Raw genomic sequence first — 18,634 nt, 5'->3', positions numbered from 1 at the left:
GTTCATAAAGCAATGGCGAAGAAAGTCCAAAAACACTCTTCGCCATCTATGTAAGGGGAGTCTCCCTTATTTGTTCATTACGATGAATGCAATAACTACACCGATGATTGGAAGTGCCTCAACTAATGCAACCCCGATGAACATAATTGTTTGAAGTGCGCCTTTTAATTCTGGTTGACGAGCAACACCTTCGATTGTACGTGATACGATAAGACCGTTACCAATACCTGCACCTAATGCTGATAAACCAATTGCAATTGCAGCTGCGATTACACCTAAACTCATTTAATTTGTCCTCCTTTGTATTATAAAAAAATAGATTTTTTTACTTACTTATTAAAGTATATTAATGGTCATGACTTACTTTATGAGCCATATAAACCATCGTTAACATTGTAAAGATAAATGCTTGGATTGAACCAACGAACACACTGAATCCCATCCATGCTAACATTGGTACAATAGCACCGAATGCTCCAAGTACTGTACTTCCGCCTAATTTAGCAAGTAATCCTAATAAAATCTCACCTGCATAAATGTTACCGAATAAACGAAGACCTAACGTTAATGTGTTCGCAAATTCCTCAATAACCTTTAAAGGAAACAAGAATTTCATAGGTTGGAAAAACCCTTTTAAGTATTCTTTCGTACCCTTCATTTTAATTCCATAATAATGGGTGAGGGTAACTACCATCACGGCTAATGTTAATGTAACTGCTGGGTCAGACGTTGGTGATCTCCACCATGCAATGTGTTCGCCAGCCTCAGTTGTTGAGTACATGAATGGTAGACCGAGCATGTTTGATACGAAAATAAACATCATAAGTGTCACGCCCAATGTTAAGAAGCGTCCACCTGTTTTCCAGTCCATCGTACTGTTAATAATCCCTTTCGCAAAGTCTAACACCCATTCAAGGAAGTTTTGCATTCCTGTCGGACGAAGAGCTAAGCTGCGAGTCCCGATAACAGCGATTAAGAAAACAATAACTGCTGCCACAGTAACCATCATGACTGAGGATAAATCGAACGTTAAACCTAGAAATTCAACTAATTTACCGTGTTCCACTAGTAATTCACCTCTCTTCCCTGCTCTTATACTCTAAATAAAGATAATCTATGATCATGACAAGATATCCTGTCAGCAATCCCACACCTAAGCTCCACATCGCAATTAAATGCTGATATTTCGCTGCAAATAAAATTAATAACCCAATCGTAGCAAATCTCGAATATGTACTTACAGCCGTTGCTTTAAATTTCACGTTTTCTCCATTTGTAACGCGATCTAATAGCTTGTCTGTTCTACGTGCAATGATGCGCAAACTAAGAAAACTGAAAATCGTTCCGATAATCAGCCCAAGAAATACATCCTTGTAAGAGGTAAATCCCCATCCTAGCACAAGAAGCGCAAGCAAGTAGTACATATATTTCTTTTGTCTTTGGACAAGTCCATGTACGTCTATCATCATTGCTCTCCCGAATAGTAATGTCGAATGAGTCGAATCATTGCGTAAATCCCTGTTCCTAATCCAAGCAATAAGCCTACAATAAGAAACAACGGAAACGTTCCAACCTTACTATCAATCCATTGCCCACCAAAGATTCCAACAAGAATCGAACCAACTAACTGAGCAAGAATACCTGACATTAAAGCATAAGCTTTTACCGGGTTGCGATCGTTTTTTTGCAAGGATTCATCCCTCCAATATGTAACCCTCATTCACGATGTGTTAATAATAACTCATTTTCTTGCATAAATTCTATACAAAATAAAAAGTTTACTTTTTCGTCACGGAATAGATGCAAATTTGTCACTGAAAGCCCTACCATCCATCCCCGTAGTTAGCATACAATAGGGTATTAGCACTGTCAACGAGAAATCGTAAAAAATCAAAAAATTTGAGTATTAGTAATTTCTTGCCAAAAATGAAAACGTTCCCCTTCTAAATACTGGTCAAAGATATCTGATTCCTTCAAGTTTTCTCCTTATAATAGAAGAAAAAGTTCACAAGTTTGTCACGATTATATTTTTACGATATAACGTTTTTCTTCTATAATATAGGACTTATTAGACGTTTGACTTCTATATTATATGTGAAAAATATGCAAGTTATGTTGCATATACAAAAAATACCACACTCCTCCCCTACCCTCAATATTTACACAAAAAAGACGAGTGGGGAATTCCCTCTCGTCTGTTGTCTTACTTCGTTCCAAATAAACGGTCACCAGCATCGCCAAGACCTGGAACAACATAACCATGGTCATTTAATTTCTCATCTAATGCCGCTACATAAATATCAACATCAGGATGTTCTTCTTGTACTACTTTTACTCCTTCTGGTGCAGCTACGATACACATTAATTTAATTTGCTTCGCACCGCGTTTTTTCAGAGAGTTAATTGCTTCAGCTGCCGAACCACCTGTTGCTAGCATCGGATCAAGTACGATAAAGTCACGTTCTTCTACATCCGTTGGAAGTTTCACATAGTATTCTACCGGTTGCAATGTTTTCGGGTCACGGTATAAACCAACGTGTCCTACTTTTGCTGCTGGAATTAATTTTAGAATTCCATCTACCATCCCTAAACCTGCACGTAAAATCGGAATTAGACCAAGCTTTTTACCAGCGATCACTTTTGTTTTCGCTTTGCTTACAGGTGTTTCAATTTCGATTTCTTCAAGTGGAAGATCGCGTGTAATTTCAAATGCCATTAAGCTTGCTACTTCATCCACTAATTCACGAAATTCTTTTGTGCCTGTATTTTTATCGCGAATATATGTAATCTTATGTTGAATTAACGGGTGATCAAATACATACAGTTTTCCCATGTGAATCTCTCCTTCAGATGATATTCATGCGTGCGTACACGCCGTTTTACACTATTTACGATTGTAAAGAAAACGCTACTAATATTCAAGGGCAAATTTGGAAAAGTTTCAATTTCATTATGAACCCACCTAATACCTTTACCAATTATGGAAGTCATATCCTTCATTATATATCCAAAATTTATTCATGATTTGTATACATACTTAAGAAGTGATATGTGCCCTTATAAACCACTGTTATTATTTTTTATAAAAAAAGCAGCCATTTTTTACTTAGGCTGCTTTCTCTCTAGTTTTTAAAATATAAAATTATAACTTTTCTACGTGAGAACCAACAAAGAATTGTACATTTGTTGTTCCACCAGAAACATTTTCTCCGGCTGATTTCAACATAATAATTTGATAAGACTGTCCACCATCATCCATTATATGAACAACAGACCAAGAACCAATATTTTCAGTGTTTCCTTTTTCAATAGAAATAATTCTTCCTTTAAAATATTAAATAAACAATATTCTAAAAAACTATATATTAAAAAATACTTTTAGAAATAAAAAGACTGCTGAAACAATATATGCTTCAGCAGTCTTCATCTAATTTATTATAGATCTGTATACATTGGGAACTTATCTGTTAATGCTTCTACACGCTTACGTGCTTCTTCTAATGCAACTTCATCCTCATGATTTTTTAACGTATGAGCAATAATTGCTGCAATTTCATCCATTTCTTCTAATCCGAAGCCACGAGATGTTACCGCCGCTGTACCAATACGTACGCCGCTTGTTACAAATGGGCTTGCTGTTTCAAATGGGATTGTGTTCTTGTTTACAGTAATACCAACTTCATCTAATACATGCTCTGCAACTTTACCTGTAATATCTAGGTTGCGAACATCGATTAAGATAAGATGGTTGTCTGTTCCACCAGAAACAAGTGTAAGTCCTTCTTTTTGAAGACCTTCTGCTAAGCGCTGTGCATTATTAATGATATTTTGTGCATATGTTTTAAAGTCTTCTTGAAGTGCCTCACCAAATGCAACAGCTTTTGCAGCAATTACGTGCATTAGTGGTCCACCTTGAATACCAGGGAAGATTGATTTATCAATTTGCTTTGCAAATTTTTCTTCACATAAAATCATACCGCCACGTGGGCCACGTAATGTTTTATGTGTTGTTGTTGTAACGAAATGTGCATGTGGTACTGGGTTTGGATGTAAACCTGCTGCAACTAAACCTGCGATATGTGCCATATCCACCATTAAGTATGCACCAACTTCGTCTGCGATTTCACGGAATCTCTTGAAATCGATAACACGAGGGTACGCACTTGCACCTGCAACGATTAATTTTGGCTTATGTTCTTTTGCTTTCGCTAACACATCATCATAATTGATGCGGTGTGATTCAGCATCAACGCCATATTCTACGAAATTATATTGTACCCCACTGAAGTTAACAGGGCTTCCGTGTGTTAAGTGACCACCGTGGGATAAATTCATACCAAGTACTGTATCGCCTTGCTCTAAAATCGTGAAGTATACAGCCATGTTCGCTTGTGCACCAGAGTGTGGTTGAACGTTCACATGCTCTGCGCCAAAGATTTCTTTTGCGCGATCACGTGCAATATCCTCTGCTACGTCTACATGCTCACAACCGCCATAGTAACGTTTACCAGGATATCCTTCTGCATACTTGTTTGTTAAAACAGAACCTTGTGCTTCCATTACAGCTTCACTTACGAAGTTTTCTGAAGCAATTAATTCAATTTTTGAACGTTGTCTTCCTAGTTCTGCTTCAATTGCAGCAAATACCTTTTCATCTTGACGTTTTAAATGATCCACCAAAATCCCCCTTTTCTGAACGAATTACACTGATTCCCGATAGTTTTTTCTTATTTGTTGAGAAAAAACGAAAATTCAAGTTGTAATTCTTTAGAACCTTCATGTTTTCAACTACATTCTAACATGACTTTCTATATCATAAAAGAAAAAAAGACCGCGTTCGGTCTTTTCTTTTATGATATAGAAAGTCAGACTACATACCTCTTTACATGTTATATAAAGGATACAGTATTTCTGTTTCTTCTTTATTTTTAGCTACAAGTAACTGTTTCTTCTACTGCCGCATATACAGCACGTGCCCCACCAATAAGTTTCGCACGTGTTTTAGCCATCGTTACGTGTGCACTTCCAATCTCTTTTACACGTGTACGAATTGGAACCGCAACATGTTTTAGATGCATACCAATAAATGTATCACCGATATCCATGCCCGCATCTGCTTTTATAAATTCCACGACTACAGGATCCTTTAGATTGTGATAGGCATATGTTGCTAATGCACCACCAGCTGATCTAACAGGCGTAACAGTTACAATTTCAAATTGATACTTCATTGCTACTTCTCTCTCTACTACTAAAGCACGATTTAAATGCTCACAACATTGGAATGCCAACTCTATACCAGTTTGCTCTTGAAATTGTTTTAGCTCAAAAAAAATCGCTTCCGCCACTTCCATCGTTCCTGATGTCCCAATTCTCTCTCCGAGCACCTCGCTCGTGCTACAGCCCACTACAAAAATTTGCCCGCTTTGTAAAGAAGCTTGCTCTTGAAAATCAGAAAGCGATATTTGTAGCTGCTCTTTCATTTTTACTATTTCCGTCATGACGCCTCTTCCTTTCACAGATTGGTTCAACAAATTATAGTATGTCCTAATAGAAGATTACTTCGCTTCGTATGTTTTAATTTTCCCTACGCGATTTTCGTGACGTCCGCCTTCATAATCAGTTGTTAGCCAAATTTTTGCGATATCACGCGCTAAACCAGCACCAATTACCCGCTCACCCATCGCTAACATATTCGTATCATTATGTTCTCTTGTTGCTCTTGCACTAAATGTATCATGTACTAACGCACAGCGAATACCGTGTACTTTATTTGCTGCAATTGACATACCAATGCCTGTTCCACAAATTAAAATACCACGGTCTACTTCACCATTTGCAACCATTTCTGCCGCTGGAAATGCAAAATCAGGATAATCAACAGAACCTGCTTCACATTCACATCCTAAATCAACATATTCAATATTCAATTCTTCTAATAAACTTACGATTTCTTTGCGGATATTCATTCCACCGTGATCAGATGCTACTACTACTTTCATTTTGACCCCTCCAAAATTTTAGTGAAACTTCTATCAAGTAGGATTACTTATCCCCACTGATGAATGATTGCAAAAGTTTGATACTCACTTGCTCATTCCAAGCAAGATCATCTCCAATATCGTATTATACACGAAACATTAACCCTCTGAATATTTTTCCAATAAAGTTTGTACAAGTTTTTCCATCTCTACTAATGTTGATTGATAAATGGAAAGAGAACCGCCAAACGGGTCTGAAATATCTTTACTTGTACCCTCTACAAATTCATAGAATGTATGCACTTTCTCCCTAGCACTCGGGTGATATCCAACCACAAGTTGTTTATGGCTTTCCGTCATCGTGAGTACCATATCAGCCCACTCAAGTAATCCATCCGTTATTTGCTGCGAAGCATGCTCTACTTTAATCCCCTTTTCTGCTAATGCATCTTTTGCATGTAAAGATGCATCACTTCCAAAACTGGCAAAAACACCCGCAGACTTCGCCTCAAATTTCCCTTCTCCATAGTGACGAAGCAACGCTTCTGCCATTGGGCTACGACATGTATTTCCAGTGCAAACAAACAACACTCGCTTCATCCAAATCCACTCCTTATGGTGAATGTCTTACATTCATCATAACGTACATTACAATGGAACAAAAGAAATGTGAACATACAAAAGGCGCATTTCCCTTTTATTTTTTCTAAGAGAAATACGCCTTATCCACATATATGTAAAACCCTAGTCCCAAGTACCTTCAATATAACATCATACATCACTAAAACATCCCACGAAAAAAACTTACGACTAAATAAAATAAGGAATCCATTTCATATAAAATGGATTCCTTACAAAAAATCATTATTTCATTGTAACTTTCATTACTTCTGTTGAACCTTTTGTAGCTGAAACACCTACAGTTGTATTAATAGATTCAGCTGCATCTGTATTTGTAATAACAATTGGAGTAATTGTACTTTTTGCTTTTTCGCGAATTAATTCTAAATCGAAAGAAATTAATTTATCGCCAGCTTTCACAGCTTGTCCTTCAGATACGTGAGCTTCGAAACCTTCGCCTCCCATTTTTACAGTTTCTAAACCAATGTGGATTAAAATTTCTGTACCGTTTTTCGCTTTAATTCCAACAGCGTGTTTTGTATGGAATAATTGTACGATTTCACCGTCTACTGGTGATACAACTACACCTTCAGTTGGAACGATTGCAACACCGTTACCCATCATACGACCAGCGAATACTGGATCTGGTACTTCTTCAATATTTTTCACTTCTCCAGTTAATGGAGCTAAGATTGTTTCTGCATTTGTTTTTGAGCCAAGGCCAAATAATTTTTTAAACATAGGATATCCTCCTCATAATTAGGGTGAAAATGTATAGGGCAATCCCTAGTAATAACTAATCTACATGTAAGACTTCATACTTCAAATATTATATTGTAAAAACGCTTTCGAAAAGAATTACGTTATTACCAATAGACCCTTATTGTATCGCTTTGCAAAATTCCAGTCAATTCAGATTGTCTGAATAACAATAATGAGAATTAACTTCTTACTTGTATTTTCTCTTTTTTTCTCCCACTCGTCTAAAGGTCTTTACTACATATTTATTTTTTATTATTGATTTGTAAAATTTTCTTCAAATTTCACAAGAAAGTTACTTGACTAAAGTAAGTAACTCATTTATTATAACTTACATAAGGTAAGTAAATAACTTTTTGGGGGTTTTATAAATGATGAACATCGGTCTTCTTCTTATTCGTCTTATTATCGGAATTACATTCATGGGTCACGGTACTCAAAAATTATTTGGCTGGTTTGGTGGTCACGGCCTGAAAGGAACAGGCGGCTGGATGGAATCAATCGGCTTACGCCCTGGCGTATTCATGGCATTTATGGCTGGCGCAACTGAGCTATTAGGTGGTTTCTTATTCGCTGCAGGTATCTTCACTTGGGTTGGCTCATTATTTATCGTTGGTACAATGCTAGTTGCAATCTTTACTGTACACGGAAAAAATGGCTACTGGGTAACACAAAACGGGTTTGAATATAACATGATCTTAATCGCTATTGCAGTTGGTGTTGCATTAACTGGACCTGGCGCTTACGTTTTACTTTAATCAGTTATCTCAATTCCAAGATATATAAGTGCAAATTGAAAAAAACTTTTTTAGGTGGGAGAGAGCATCCGGCCATGCATAGCAGCGGTCAGATCTTTTTCCTGCCCCATGCCAGGTGAAAACAAAGCGAGAAAATGAGTGCAGATCATCTTTTATTCTTCATAGCCGCGACTTATATGTTGAAAAATCAAAATGTATTTATATATTTATTAGTGATAGGAGTAGATTCCAAGCTGGAATCTACTCCTATTCTTTTTTCTCATTTACAAAAAGCGTCAAAAAAATATTTTTTTAGCAGGAGTTTCTCTCCATTATCTTGTAAACAAACAAGGAAGTATTCATATAGAGGAAGGGAGATTACAAATATGCTTTCAATCAATCCAAATGAACAAACAGAAAAAGATAATTACAAATTATTAACAGGGAGTATCATTCCGCGCCCTGTAGCATTTGTAACTTCTGTAACAAAAGATGGTGTTTTAAACGGGGCTCCATATAGCTATTTTAATATCGTTGCTGCTAATCCGCCGCTCATTTCTGTTTCCGTACAACGTAAAGGAGGAGAAAGAAAAGATACTTCTCGAAACGCCATTGAAAAAGGTGAATTTGTTGTACATATTTCCGATGAATCCTATGTGGAGGCCATCAATGAAACTGCCGCAAACCTTCCTCCAAATCAAAGTGAAATTGAATTAGCGAAACTAACCCCGATCGAAAGTGATGTCATCTCCGTACCAGGCGTAAAAGAAGCGAATATTCGAATGGAGTGCATATTAGAACGTGCCATTCCACTAGGTGGAACAGAAGACTCTCCAGCATGTGACCTACTAATCGGCCGCGTTGTCCGGTTCCACGTCGCAGAACATTTATATGAAAACGGACGAATTCATGCAGAAGAACTAAAACCAGTAAGCCGATTAGCAGGGCACAACTACGCGAAATTAGGCGAACAATTTGAGCTTGTAAGGCCTATTTAAAAGCGGAGCCGACTGTTCAGGCCCGGTGGCTAAGGTGCTTCCCACAGAAGGTGCTTTTTACCTTCTTGTGGGGAAGGTTCTTAGACTCTAGGGCCTAGGAGGCAGAGCTAGATACAACTAAAAGCGGAAGCGGCTCGTTCAGAATGGGAGGAGGATGGAGCTTCTGACGTAGAGGCGCTCTTTGCCTTGCAGGAAGATGCGAAGCCACCGACCATTCTTGCCGCTGGAGCTGGATATATTCAAAAGCGAAAGCGGCTCGTTCATTCCACAACAAAAAATCCCCCGCCATTATAAGCGGGGGATTTTTTATATTTCCTCACGCTTTTCTTCTAGCGTAGGCGCCTTTTCCTTCTTCGTCTTTCCAAGTTTCACAACAAAGAAATATAAAGAGAGCAATGTAATAAGAAAAACGATAAAAAATGGATACGGTGAATAAAACATACGAGCCGCCTCTGTTTTTCCCTCAATAAATTTTAAAGAACTTATATCTAAAAACTCAGCAAACATTTGTACACCGAGCATACTAAACCAAAATACGAAAAAGCTAATAATAATACCAAAAATTTGTTTTACTCTTGTCACTTGTACCATCCCTTCTATGTATAAGAGTTAGAGTTGTTTTTAGTACGACAAGCAATGATAGAAACAGTAAGGTTGTACAGGAAAGAGTCTTCCGTTACCATTCTCGAATTAACTTCAGCCAGTCAAGTACCGCTATTTGTAAAATAATTCTCCAAACAATAAGCCGGCGTAACCATCTTAGAAAAAACATTAAAAACCGAATATATCATTTCTCCAGCCTTCCATTTCCTTACATGATAACAAGATTATATCGAAAAGAGCAGGCTGAGTCCAAACCCGACAAGAATGATACCACCGAGTACTTCACCATATGTACCGAGCATATGCTTTGCATGTCTTCCAATAAGTAAACCACCCCACGCTAATATCATACTGACTAATCCAAACAGCAATATTGTTACAACCATTTGTGCTCCGTAAATCCCGAGGCTGAGCCCAACTGAAAAGCTATCTATACTTACACTAAATGCAAATACCAATAAGCTAATTCCTACCGGAGCAGACCTAGTTTCTTCGCTTTCTAAGATGGAAGAGTACACAATATAAAATCCTAATCCAATTAACAGAATAGCCCCAGCAACAGTCGCAATATGCCCAAATTTCTCTGATAAAAAACGACCTAGTATCATACCGAGAAACGGCATAACAATATGAAATAGTCCTATTGTCATACCGATATAAATGATTTGTCGCATTCTGAGCGTTACCATACCCATGCCGAGGCTTACAGAAAATGCATCCATCCCTAAGGCAAATGCCATTATAATCAAAGGTACTAGTTGTTCAACCGTCATCCATGTCCCTCCTCGGACTTGCTACTTCACAATATGCTCATCCGAGGAGAAATAGAATCTACGAAATTTTTCTATATAAAATGAAACTTTAATCAGTGGGGGTTTTCTTCATCCCCGACTGATTATTAGCCCCACTAATCGGGCTTTTACAGGATACATCCATTTCAATTATCCAACATTCACATTAGGGCCATGAAAACAAAAGGTAACCCACACTCGTTTTCTCCTTCTGGTTTCACTCGGCATGGGGCCAAAAAAATCACTGACCGCTTCTATGCATGAACGGATCCTCTCTTCCAACTTAAAAAATGGAATACCTCGTTTTTCAATTTGTATTTACACAAACTAAAACCTTCACCGCCTACTCCCATTTTCATTATCCAACACTCACATTAGGGCCATGAAAACAAAAGGTAACCCACACTCGTTCTCTCCTTCTGGTTTCACTCGGCATGGGGCCAAAAAAGTCACTGACCGCTTCTATGCATGAGCGGATCCTCTCTTCCACCCTAAAAAATAGGCTTTAATTTTTCAACTCGCCTACTCTTCAATAATAATATGATGCCCTGCCGCTTTCGTTAAACGGTTCATGATTGCATTTCCAATTCCTTCATTCGGAAATGATTCGCTAAAAATCACATCTACTTTGCTGGCATCAAATGTTCTCAGTACATCGTATAATTTAGTTGCAACGCTTGCTAAATCACTTCGCACTCCGCAAGACAATACAACATCCGCTTTATATTCATGTTGATATTCTTCTGTCGTTAATACACCTACCGTATACCCTTCGTCTTTCTTCTGATCTACAAGCTGTTGAATAAAATCACGAGACCCTTCAACAATACTAAGTGGTGCTTTCGGTGCATAATGTGTATATTTCATCCCTGGTGCCTTCGGTTTTTCTTTCTCATCTTTTAGCGCAGGATCTAACGAAACAGTTCCGATCACTTCTTCCAGCTGTTCCTTCGTAATCCCACCTGGACGTAAAATCGTCGGTACTTCACTTGTACAATCAATTACCGTTGATTCAACCCCAACGCCAGTCGCACCACCATCAACAATACCAGCAATCTTTCCATTTAAATCTTCATATACGTGAGATGCTAGTGTTGGACTCGGACGCCCAGAACGATTGGCACTGGGTGCTGCAACAGGTACATTCGCCTCTTCAATAAGAGCTAGCGCCACTGGATGATCCGGCATTCTAACTCCAACTGTATCTAAACCAGCCGTAACCTTTTCAGAAATCCCCTCTTTTTTCGGTAAAATAATTGTTAATGGTCCCGGCCAAAAGTGCTTCATTAAGACTTCTGCAACCTCTGGTATTTCTCTAACAATTCCTTTTAACTGCGATTTAGAACCAATATGGACAATCAGCGGATTATCACTCGGTCTGCCTTTCGCTTCAAAAATTTTCGCAATTGCTTCATCATTCATCGCATTTGCTCCTAGCCCGTATACCGTCTCTGTCGGAAAAGCAATCGCTTCATTTTCCCTTAGTAATTTTGCTGCTTTTTGTAATTGTGGATAATCTTTTTTTATTTCCACAACATTATCCACAGTCCACATATTTGTATGCATTTTTTCCCACGTCCTTTTTTCCCATGAAATACTTGTTATATTTAGTTTACTATGAGATTTATCCAAAAGACAAATAAGGTTTATCCACAAAATGTGGATAAACCCGATTAATCAGTGGATAACTTTGTGAATAGCTGACAATTTAGTATTATTACATTCTGCTGTTTTATATTTTCACAAAAATGTTCTAACTGCTGAATACCCTCTGGAACTTTATGTTTTTCCACAGTTATAAAGTTGAAAAACTGAAAGACCGTCACAGATTGTGGATGATTTGTGAGTAAATATACTTGCCCGATACTTTTCTCTTTCATATACTGCAAAAACATTTCAAAAAAATATAAGAAAGTCTTGTTATCCACAATGGGTGTGAACAAACAAGAACGAATGAGTGCATTTTCTCCTTTTTGTTCATAACCAATTACAGCTTGTATCTCTCCGTCATCTTCCAATATCATAAATTGCTCGTATAACTCATTTATTTTATCATCTTTTTTATTAGCTTGTCCGAAAAAAGAATGTAATCTCTCAACATCAGCGCTTGTAGCAAAATAAGTCTTTTTCACAACAAATCCCCCCTCATTTCTATATATGAGGAAGGATTCCAAAATAGTACTTATTTAGAAAATAACGATGTGAATGCTTCTACAATAAATAATTTCACTTTCGGTTTTTCCTCTTGCTCTTCTGTTTCTACTGTTTCAATTGTTTGTTTTTGTTTCTTCTCCAGAGGTTTTTCTATTTTTTCCACAAGTTGTTTTTCTTCCTGTTTTACGCTTTTTTCTTGTGCAATCTTTTCATTTGTTTCTTTCACAGTAGTTTGTACTTTTGAAACAACCTCTTTTTTCGATGTTTCTTGTCCCTTTTTTTGTTTCAACAGAACATCTTGATTTTGTTTTTCCGATACCTCTTCTTTTTCTTCCTGTATTTTTACTGGCTGTTCTTCCCCATCCATTGATTCTGCTTTTACAACATGCTCTTCTTTTTTTACAGCCGATCCACTAGAGAAATCTAGAAAACACATTGGCGGGAATAACACACACCACCAATTTGCCCCTTCACCTTTTCCAATTGAAATGAGTACTGCTTCATATTCCCCTGCTGGATAAATAAAATTCCCATATACTTTTGTAGGAAATTTAATGTTTTTGCCAAATGTAACTTGAAATGATTCTTTACTTCCTTCGCGTTTTAACGTATTAGCAACCGTTTTTTCAATTTCTGGGATGTGACTCTGAATAACGCGACGTGCGTGTTCAAACGATTTCAAATCTGCTACCCAACCATCAATTTGCGTCTTTACTTCATCGCGCACTTTACGTTTTAGCGCCTGATCTTCCTTCGAATCGCTATTTGCTAAAATACGTAATCGAACAGCTTCTTTCGGAATAACAGTTTTTCCCTTCGCATCAACTTTCATATATCCAAACTGCACAAGTAACTGTGCACCAATTAATAATAAAAGAAAATAGGCAATCGCTTGTTTTTTCATCTCCTACACCGTCCCTTCTGTAAACAGTGTAGACACTCTTACCTCTTTCTAAACTATTAAATTCTAAATCTATAGAAAAACCTTCGAGTGTATGTAAATACAAATTGAAAAAAACGATTTAAAACCTTTCTTTTTGGATGGAAGAGAGCATCTAGCCATGCATAGATGCGGTCAGGGTCTTTTTTCGCCCCATGCTACGTGAAAACAGAAGGAGAAAACGGCAGGTCACCTTTTATTTTTCATAGTCGCGACTTATATGTTGAAAAGGCAAAATGGATTTATATAGAAAAATGGAGTAAGGTTCTATCCTTACTCCATTTCCGCAAATACCATACGATCTTTTCCGTTAATATCAAATACAACTTCTACATGGGCATGCGGAAATGTCTGCTGCAATAACCTTTTAACATCTTCACCTTGCCCTATGCCTACTTCAAAAGCAACAATTGCTTTTCTTTGCAAGACGTTTGGCAACTCTTCCATAAAACGGCGATAAAAATCAAGCCCATCTTCCCCGCCAACAAGCGCACGCTTCGGTTCATGCTCTTTCACAACCGGAGAAAGACCTCTCCAGTCTTCTTCTGGAATATATGGGGGATTTGAAACAACAACATCTAATTTTTGCCCCGTTTCATAAAACGGTGATAATAAATCACCATGATAGAACGTTACATTTGCACCTAATGCTTTTGCATTTTCTTTCGCAACTTCAATAGATTCCTGTGCGATATCTACTGTATACATATGAAGATTTTGATTTTCTAAAGCGAGCGTAATTGAAATTGCTCCACTTCCCGTACCAATATCAGCTATATGCAGTTCCTGCTTACCAAACATACGCTGGATTCTATCTAATACACCTACTATAAGCTCTTCTGTTTCTGGTCTTGGTATTAATACTTCTTCATTTACGAAAAACGAACGACCATAAAACATTTCATATCCCATCATATATTGAATAGGAATCCCACCTACATGTTTGTGGATAAAGCTCGTAAACGTCTTCTGTTGTTCCTCAGACACTTCTTCACGCATGTTCATCATTAAGCCTGTTCGATTCGTCTTTAATACATGACAAAGGACAATTTCTCCCGCATTTTCATCTCGCCCATTTTCTTGTAAAAAAGAAGAAGCCCATTTCAGGGCTTCATAGACACGCATTACTCAGCTGCCTCCATCTTTTGCGCCTGATCTTCCATCACTAAGGCATTGATGAAATCATCTAACTTACCTTGTAAGATTTGATCTAGCTTCTGAATCGTTAAACCGATTCGATGGTCTGTAACACGGTTTTGCGGGAAGTTATACGTACGAATACGCTCTGAACGGTCTCCCGTACCAACAGCTTGTTTACGGTTTTGATCGTACTCAGCTTGCGCTTCTTGTCTAAATTTATCATAAACACGTGCACGTAATACTTTCATTGCTTTTTCTTTGTTCTTAATTTGCGACTTTTCATCCTGACAAGATACAACTACACCAGTCGGTAAATGCGTTAAACGTACCGCTGACATCGTTGTATTAACACTTTGTCCACCAGGACCACTAGAAGCAAATGTATCAACACGAACATCTTTTTCATGAATATCGATTTCTACTTCTTCTGCTTCCGGTAATACAGCTACAGTTGCTGTAGAAGTATGGATACGTCCTCCAGATTCTGTTTCCGGAACACGTTGCACACGGTGTGCACCATTTTCAAACTTCAACTTTGCGAAAGCGCCTTTACCGTTGATCATAAAGATAATCTCTTTATATCCACCTAACTCTGTATAACTCGCTTCGATAATTTCAGTTTTCCAACCTTGTACCTCAGCATAACGGCTATACATACGGTATAAATCACCAGCAAATAAAGCAGCCTCATCGCCACCAGCAGCACCACGAACCTCCACAATAACGTTTTTATCATCATTCGGGTCCTTTGGAACAAGTAAAATTTTCAGACGCTCTGATAATCCCTTCTCTTGTCCCTCTAACTCAGAAACTTCTTCCTTTACCATTTCACGCATGTCAGCATCTAACTTTTCTTCTAACATTGCCTTCGCATCTCTTAATTGCTCACGAACATCTTTATACTCACGGTACACCTCTACCTTTTCTTGAATATCAGATTGTTCCTTTGAATATTCACGAAGTTTATTCGAATCACTAATAATCTCTGGATCACTTAACAGCTCGTTTAACTTCTCATAACGATCTTCTACAGCTTGCAAACGATCTAACACATCATTCACCTCAACATCCTAGTCTTTAATACAAATAGTATATGGTACTTAATCAAAAAAACGCAAATTATTATTTTAAAAGTGCAGGCAGTCCGCCCCACTCTTCATCTATTTTCGAAAAAAACCCGCCCTATTGTAGCGAGTTTTACTTATTTTTGTTTTGTAGGTACTGCATGACAATGACGACAACGCGGCTCATATGACTCCGAAGCCCCGACTAAAATAATTGGATCATCGAATGCAGCTGGCTCTCCATCAATTAAACGTTGTGTACGGCTTGCTGGAGATCCGCATACAGAACAAACTGCTTGCAATTTTGTTACATGTTCAGCAATTGCCATCAACTGAGGAACTTGTCCAAATGGTAGACCACGGAAATCTTGGTCTAAACCGGCTACAATGACACGATAGCCACGATTTGCCAATATTTGCACCACTTCCACAATGTCCCCATCAAAGAATTGCACCTCATCAATTGCAATAACGTCCATTTCTTCTGTTATATGATTAAATATATCTTTTGAAGCTGAAACAGGAACTGCTTTTACCTTTAATCCATTATGTGATACAACATCTTCTTCACTATAACGGTTATCAATACATGGTTTAAATACAATTGCATGTTGCTTTGCAAATTGTGTACGGCGCACGCGGCGGATGAGCTCTTCTGATTTTCCAGAAAACATACTTCCGCAAATCACTTCAATCCAACCGTTTTGATTTATTAAGTACATGGAGCTCTCCTTTCATCTACTTTTTTATCCAAAGTAGGGTAAAGGTTTAATATTTTCGCAAAAAAAACAGACAAGCGAATAGATACACTTGCCTGTTTTATGTTTTTTATTACTTAATACCGTATTTCTTGTTGAAGCGGTCAACACGTCCGTCTGCAGTAGCAAACTTCTGACGTCCAGTGTAGAATGGGTGAGAATCAGAACTGATCTCAACTTTTAGTAATGGATAAGTGTTTCCATCTTCCCACTCAACCGTTTCGCTAGATCCTTTAGTAGATCCGCTTAAGAATTTGAAGCCTGTGTTTGTGTCCATGAATACAACTTTCTTGTAATCCGGATGAATTCCTGCTTTCATTCTTTTCATCTCCTTCCGCCCTGAATCATTTTCGAAACAGAGTTTTTCATCTTTAGCTGCGAATACAACTATAATGATGAAACACATATGATGAAATTATAACAAGGCTAACTTCATTTTGCAACTACCTGTTTTTGTCTTTTATAAATTAAAAGTGGAAGCGGCTCATTCCGAATGGGTGGAGGGTGGAGGATGGAGCTTCTGACGTAGAGGCGCCTTTTGCCTCGTAGGAAGAAGCGAAGCCACCGACCATTCTTGCCGCTGGAACTGGATATACCTAAAAGCGGAGACGGCTCATTCAACTCTAACCAGCTAAACTTCTCCACAAAAAGACATGAAAAAACTCGCTTAGCATAAAAATAAGCGAGTCATCACCGTTTCCCTTTACTTCGTTGTTACATATCTTTTGGAATCTGCAACAATGTTTTGTAAAAATTCTTCATTTGTTTTCATTTGACGCATCTTACGTAAGAAACTTTCAACAAAGTCTGGTGTATCACGCATTGTTTTACGAATGCCCCATAGCTTGTCTAAATGTTCTTTCGGAATTAATAGATCTTCTTTACGCGTACCAGAACGGCGAATATCAATCGCTGGGAAGATACGACGCTCAGCTAACGAGCGATCCAAATGAAGTTCCATATTACCTGTTCCTTTAAACTCTTCGTAAATAACATCATCCATACGAGACCCTGTATCCACAAGTGCTGTTGCTAAAATCGTTAAGCTACCGCCCTCTTCAATGTTACGAGCTGCCCCGAAAAATCGTTTTGGTCTATGGAACGCAGCTGGGTCAATACCACCCGATAATGTACGTCCACTTGGTGGAATAACAAGGTTGTAAGCACGTGCTAAACGGGTAATGCTATCCATTAAAATGATAACGTCTTTTTTATGTTCTACAAGACGCATCGCACGTTCTAATACAAGCTCAGCCACCTTAATGTGGTTTTCCGGTACTTCATCGAACGTAGAACTTACAACATCACCTTTAACAGAACGTTCAATATCCGTTACTTCCTCTGGACGTTCGTCAATTAAAAGTACGATTAATTCTGCTTCTGGATGATTTGTTGTGACACTATGAGCAATTTCTTTTAATAGTATCGTTTTACCAGCCTTTGGAGGCGCGACAATTAAACCACGTTGTCCAAATCCAACTGGTGCAATTAAATCCATGATGCGTGTTGATAGTTTCTTCGGCTCCGTCTCCAATTTCATTTGACGATTTGGATATAACGGTGTTAATGCAGGGAAATGCACACGCTCTTTTGCTGATTCTGGATCATCACCATTTACTGCTTCTACTTGTAGCAATCCAAAATAGCGTTCGTTTTCTTTCGGCGGGCGTACTTTACCAGAAACCTTATCTCCATTACGCAAATCAAAACGACGAATTTGCGAAGCTGAAATATAAATATCTTCTGAGCTTGGAGAATAGTTGATTGGACGTAGGAACCCAAATCCTTCTGATTGAATAATTTCGAGTACACCTTCCATGAAGAAGAAACCTTCTTTTTCTGCACGAGCCTTTAATATAGCAAAAATTAACTCTTTCTTTGTTAATTTGCTGTAATACGAAATCTTAAATTCTTTCGCATGCTCATATAACTCTTTTAATTTCATGTTTTCTAATGCTGCAATTGACAAATTCATTCAGACACCACACTTTGACATTATTCTCTTTTCACATGGGTAAAGGGAAAATATACGGAAGGCAAATACATAATAATGAAAGGCAATAAGTTCAAGTAGGGTAATATTCACTA

The 18,634-nt window shown here is 37.9% G+C and carries 23 protein-coding genes; 2 read left to right on the top strand and 21 right to left on the bottom strand.

Features of this window, described 5'->3' with window-relative positions:
• Positions 1 to 66 precede the first annotated feature (66 nt).
• The 11 genes from atpE to ACM6HU_RS14555 all read right to left on the bottom strand — a co-directional run bounded on the left by atpE (position 67) and on the right by ACM6HU_RS14555 (position 7,343).
• A complete protein-coding gene (atpE, locus tag ACM6HU_RS14605) occupies positions 67 to 285 on the bottom strand; it encodes a F0F1 ATP synthase subunit C (RefSeq protein ID WP_000052064.1) in 219 nt (72 codons plus the stop codon).
• A gap of 61 nt (positions 286 to 346) precedes the next feature.
• Positions 347 to 1,066, bottom strand: coding sequence for a F0F1 ATP synthase subunit A (gene atpB, locus ACM6HU_RS14600; RefSeq protein ID WP_016112683.1), 720 nt, complete (start codon positions 1,064 to 1,066; stop codon positions 347 to 349).
• A 7-nt stretch (positions 1,067 to 1,073) separates the two neighbouring features.
• Complete coding sequence (locus ACM6HU_RS14595; protein ID WP_016112684.1) at positions 1,074 to 1,466, bottom strand: ATP synthase subunit I; 393 nt, start codon at positions 1,464 to 1,466, stop codon at positions 1,074 to 1,076.
• Positions 1,466 to 1,690, bottom strand: a complete 225-nt coding sequence (locus tag ACM6HU_RS14590) for an AtpZ/AtpI family protein (protein WP_016112685.1) — start codon at positions 1,688 to 1,690, stop codon at positions 1,466 to 1,468. Before ACM6HU_RS14590 ends, ACM6HU_RS14595 begins: the two co-directional genes overlap by 1 nt.
• Positions 1,691 to 1,716: 26 nt before the next feature.
• Entirely contained in the window at positions 1,717 to 1,830 is a 114-nt protein-coding gene (locus ACM6HU_RS14585) for a DUF4024 domain-containing protein (RefSeq protein ID WP_003202277.1), read from the bottom strand.
• Between the two features lie 373 nt (positions 1,831 to 2,203).
• A complete protein-coding gene (gene upp, locus ACM6HU_RS14580) occupies positions 2,204 to 2,833 on the bottom strand; it encodes a uracil phosphoribosyltransferase (RefSeq protein ID WP_003202275.1) in 630 nt (209 codons plus the stop codon).
• Between the two features lie 602 nt (positions 2,834 to 3,435).
• Positions 3,436 to 4,677 carry a serine hydroxymethyltransferase gene (gene glyA, locus ACM6HU_RS14575; protein ID WP_016112686.1) on the bottom strand — a complete coding sequence of 414 codons (1,242 nt, stop codon included), beginning with the start codon at positions 4,675 to 4,677 and terminating at the stop codon, positions 3,436 to 3,438.
• Between the two features lie 251 nt (positions 4,678 to 4,928).
• Positions 4,929 to 5,501, bottom strand: a complete 573-nt coding sequence (locus tag ACM6HU_RS14570) for a TIGR01440 family protein (protein ID WP_016112687.1) — start codon at positions 5,499 to 5,501, stop codon at positions 4,929 to 4,931.
• A 57-nt stretch (positions 5,502 to 5,558) separates the two neighbouring features.
• On the bottom strand, positions 5,559 to 6,002 hold the full coding sequence (gene rpiB, locus ACM6HU_RS14565; protein ID WP_003202270.1) for a ribose 5-phosphate isomerase B: 444 nt from the start codon (positions 6,000 to 6,002) through the stop codon (positions 5,559 to 5,561).
• Between the two features lie 138 nt (positions 6,003 to 6,140).
• Positions 6,141 to 6,581, bottom strand: coding sequence for a low molecular weight protein arginine phosphatase (locus ACM6HU_RS14560; protein WP_016112688.1), 441 nt, complete (start codon positions 6,579 to 6,581; stop codon positions 6,141 to 6,143).
• A 264-nt stretch (positions 6,582 to 6,845) separates the two neighbouring features.
• Positions 6,846 to 7,343 (bottom strand): PTS glucose transporter subunit IIA, encoded by a 498-nt coding sequence (locus ACM6HU_RS14555; protein WP_016112689.1) that lies wholly within the window; start codon positions 7,341 to 7,343, stop codon positions 6,846 to 6,848.
• A gap of 389 nt (positions 7,344 to 7,732) precedes the next feature.
• Between ACM6HU_RS14555 and ACM6HU_RS14550 the strand changes: the two genes are divergently transcribed.
• Together ACM6HU_RS14550 and ACM6HU_RS14545 are read left to right on the top strand one after the other, a co-directional pair.
• The gene (locus ACM6HU_RS14550; RefSeq protein WP_016112690.1) at positions 7,733 to 8,119 is read left to right on the top strand and encodes a DoxX family protein; all 387 of its coding nucleotides are present in this window, start codon (positions 7,733 to 7,735) and stop codon (positions 8,117 to 8,119) included.
• Between the two features lie 365 nt (positions 8,120 to 8,484).
• Positions 8,485 to 9,096, top strand: a complete 612-nt coding sequence (locus tag ACM6HU_RS14545; RefSeq protein ID WP_000949053.1) for a flavin reductase family protein — start codon at positions 8,485 to 8,487, stop codon at positions 9,094 to 9,096.
• Between the two features lie 306 nt (positions 9,097 to 9,402).
• Here the strand turns inward: ACM6HU_RS14545 and ACM6HU_RS14540 are convergent, their stop codons facing one another.
• The 10 genes from ACM6HU_RS14540 to rho form a co-directional block, all read right to left on the bottom strand.
• Positions 9,403 to 9,678, bottom strand: coding sequence for a DUF3935 domain-containing protein (locus ACM6HU_RS14540; protein ID WP_016112691.1), 276 nt, complete (start codon positions 9,676 to 9,678; stop codon positions 9,403 to 9,405).
• A 245-nt stretch (positions 9,679 to 9,923) separates the two neighbouring features.
• Positions 9,924 to 10,472, bottom strand: coding sequence for a manganese efflux pump MntP family protein (locus ACM6HU_RS14535; RefSeq protein WP_016112692.1), 549 nt, complete (start codon positions 10,470 to 10,472; stop codon positions 9,924 to 9,926).
• 540 nt (positions 10,473 to 11,012) lie between these two features.
• Complete coding sequence (locus tag ACM6HU_RS14530) at positions 11,013 to 12,056, bottom strand: L-threonylcarbamoyladenylate synthase (protein WP_016112693.1); 1,044 nt, start codon at positions 12,054 to 12,056, stop codon at positions 11,013 to 11,015.
• Positions 12,057 to 12,163: 107 nt separating this feature from the next.
• A complete protein-coding gene (locus ACM6HU_RS14525; RefSeq protein ID WP_016112694.1) occupies positions 12,164 to 12,622 on the bottom strand; it encodes a hypothetical protein in 459 nt (152 codons plus the stop codon).
• 50 nt (positions 12,623 to 12,672) lie between these two features.
• Positions 12,673 to 13,548: a stage II sporulation protein R gene (gene spoIIR / locus ACM6HU_RS14520; protein ID WP_016112695.1), complete on the bottom strand. Its 876-nt coding sequence runs from the start codon at positions 13,546 to 13,548 to the stop codon at positions 12,673 to 12,675.
• 309 nt (positions 13,549 to 13,857) lie between these two features.
• Positions 13,858 to 14,709: a peptide chain release factor N(5)-glutamine methyltransferase gene (prmC, locus tag ACM6HU_RS14515; RefSeq protein WP_016112696.1), complete on the bottom strand. Its 852-nt coding sequence runs from the start codon at positions 14,707 to 14,709 to the stop codon at positions 13,858 to 13,860.
• Complete coding sequence (gene prfA, locus ACM6HU_RS14510; protein WP_016112697.1) at positions 14,709 to 15,776, bottom strand: peptide chain release factor 1; 1,068 nt, start codon at positions 15,774 to 15,776, stop codon at positions 14,709 to 14,711. The genes prmC and prfA overlap by 1 nt, the downstream gene beginning before the upstream one ends.
• 149 nt (positions 15,777 to 15,925) lie before the next feature.
• Positions 15,926 to 16,510: a thymidine kinase gene (locus ACM6HU_RS14505; protein ID WP_016112698.1), complete on the bottom strand. Its 585-nt coding sequence runs from the start codon at positions 16,508 to 16,510 to the stop codon at positions 15,926 to 15,928.
• A 109-nt stretch (positions 16,511 to 16,619) separates the two neighbouring features.
• Positions 16,620 to 16,865, bottom strand: a complete 246-nt coding sequence (locus tag ACM6HU_RS14500) for a type B 50S ribosomal protein L31 (RefSeq protein ID WP_000643435.1) — start codon at positions 16,863 to 16,865, stop codon at positions 16,620 to 16,622.
• 384 nt (positions 16,866 to 17,249) lie between these two features.
• Entirely contained in the window at positions 17,250 to 18,521 is a 1,272-nt protein-coding gene (gene rho, locus ACM6HU_RS14495) for a transcription termination factor Rho (protein ID WP_003202242.1), read from the bottom strand.
• Between the last annotated feature and the right edge of the window lie 113 nt (positions 18,522 to 18,634).

The organism is Bacillus sp. IT-79MI2 (genome assembly GCF_949768135.1).
Lineage (GTDB): Bacteria > Bacillota > Bacilli > Bacillales > Bacillaceae_G > Bacillus_A > Bacillus_A pseudomycoides.
This window is presented reverse-complemented; position numbering and strand designations above follow the sequence as displayed.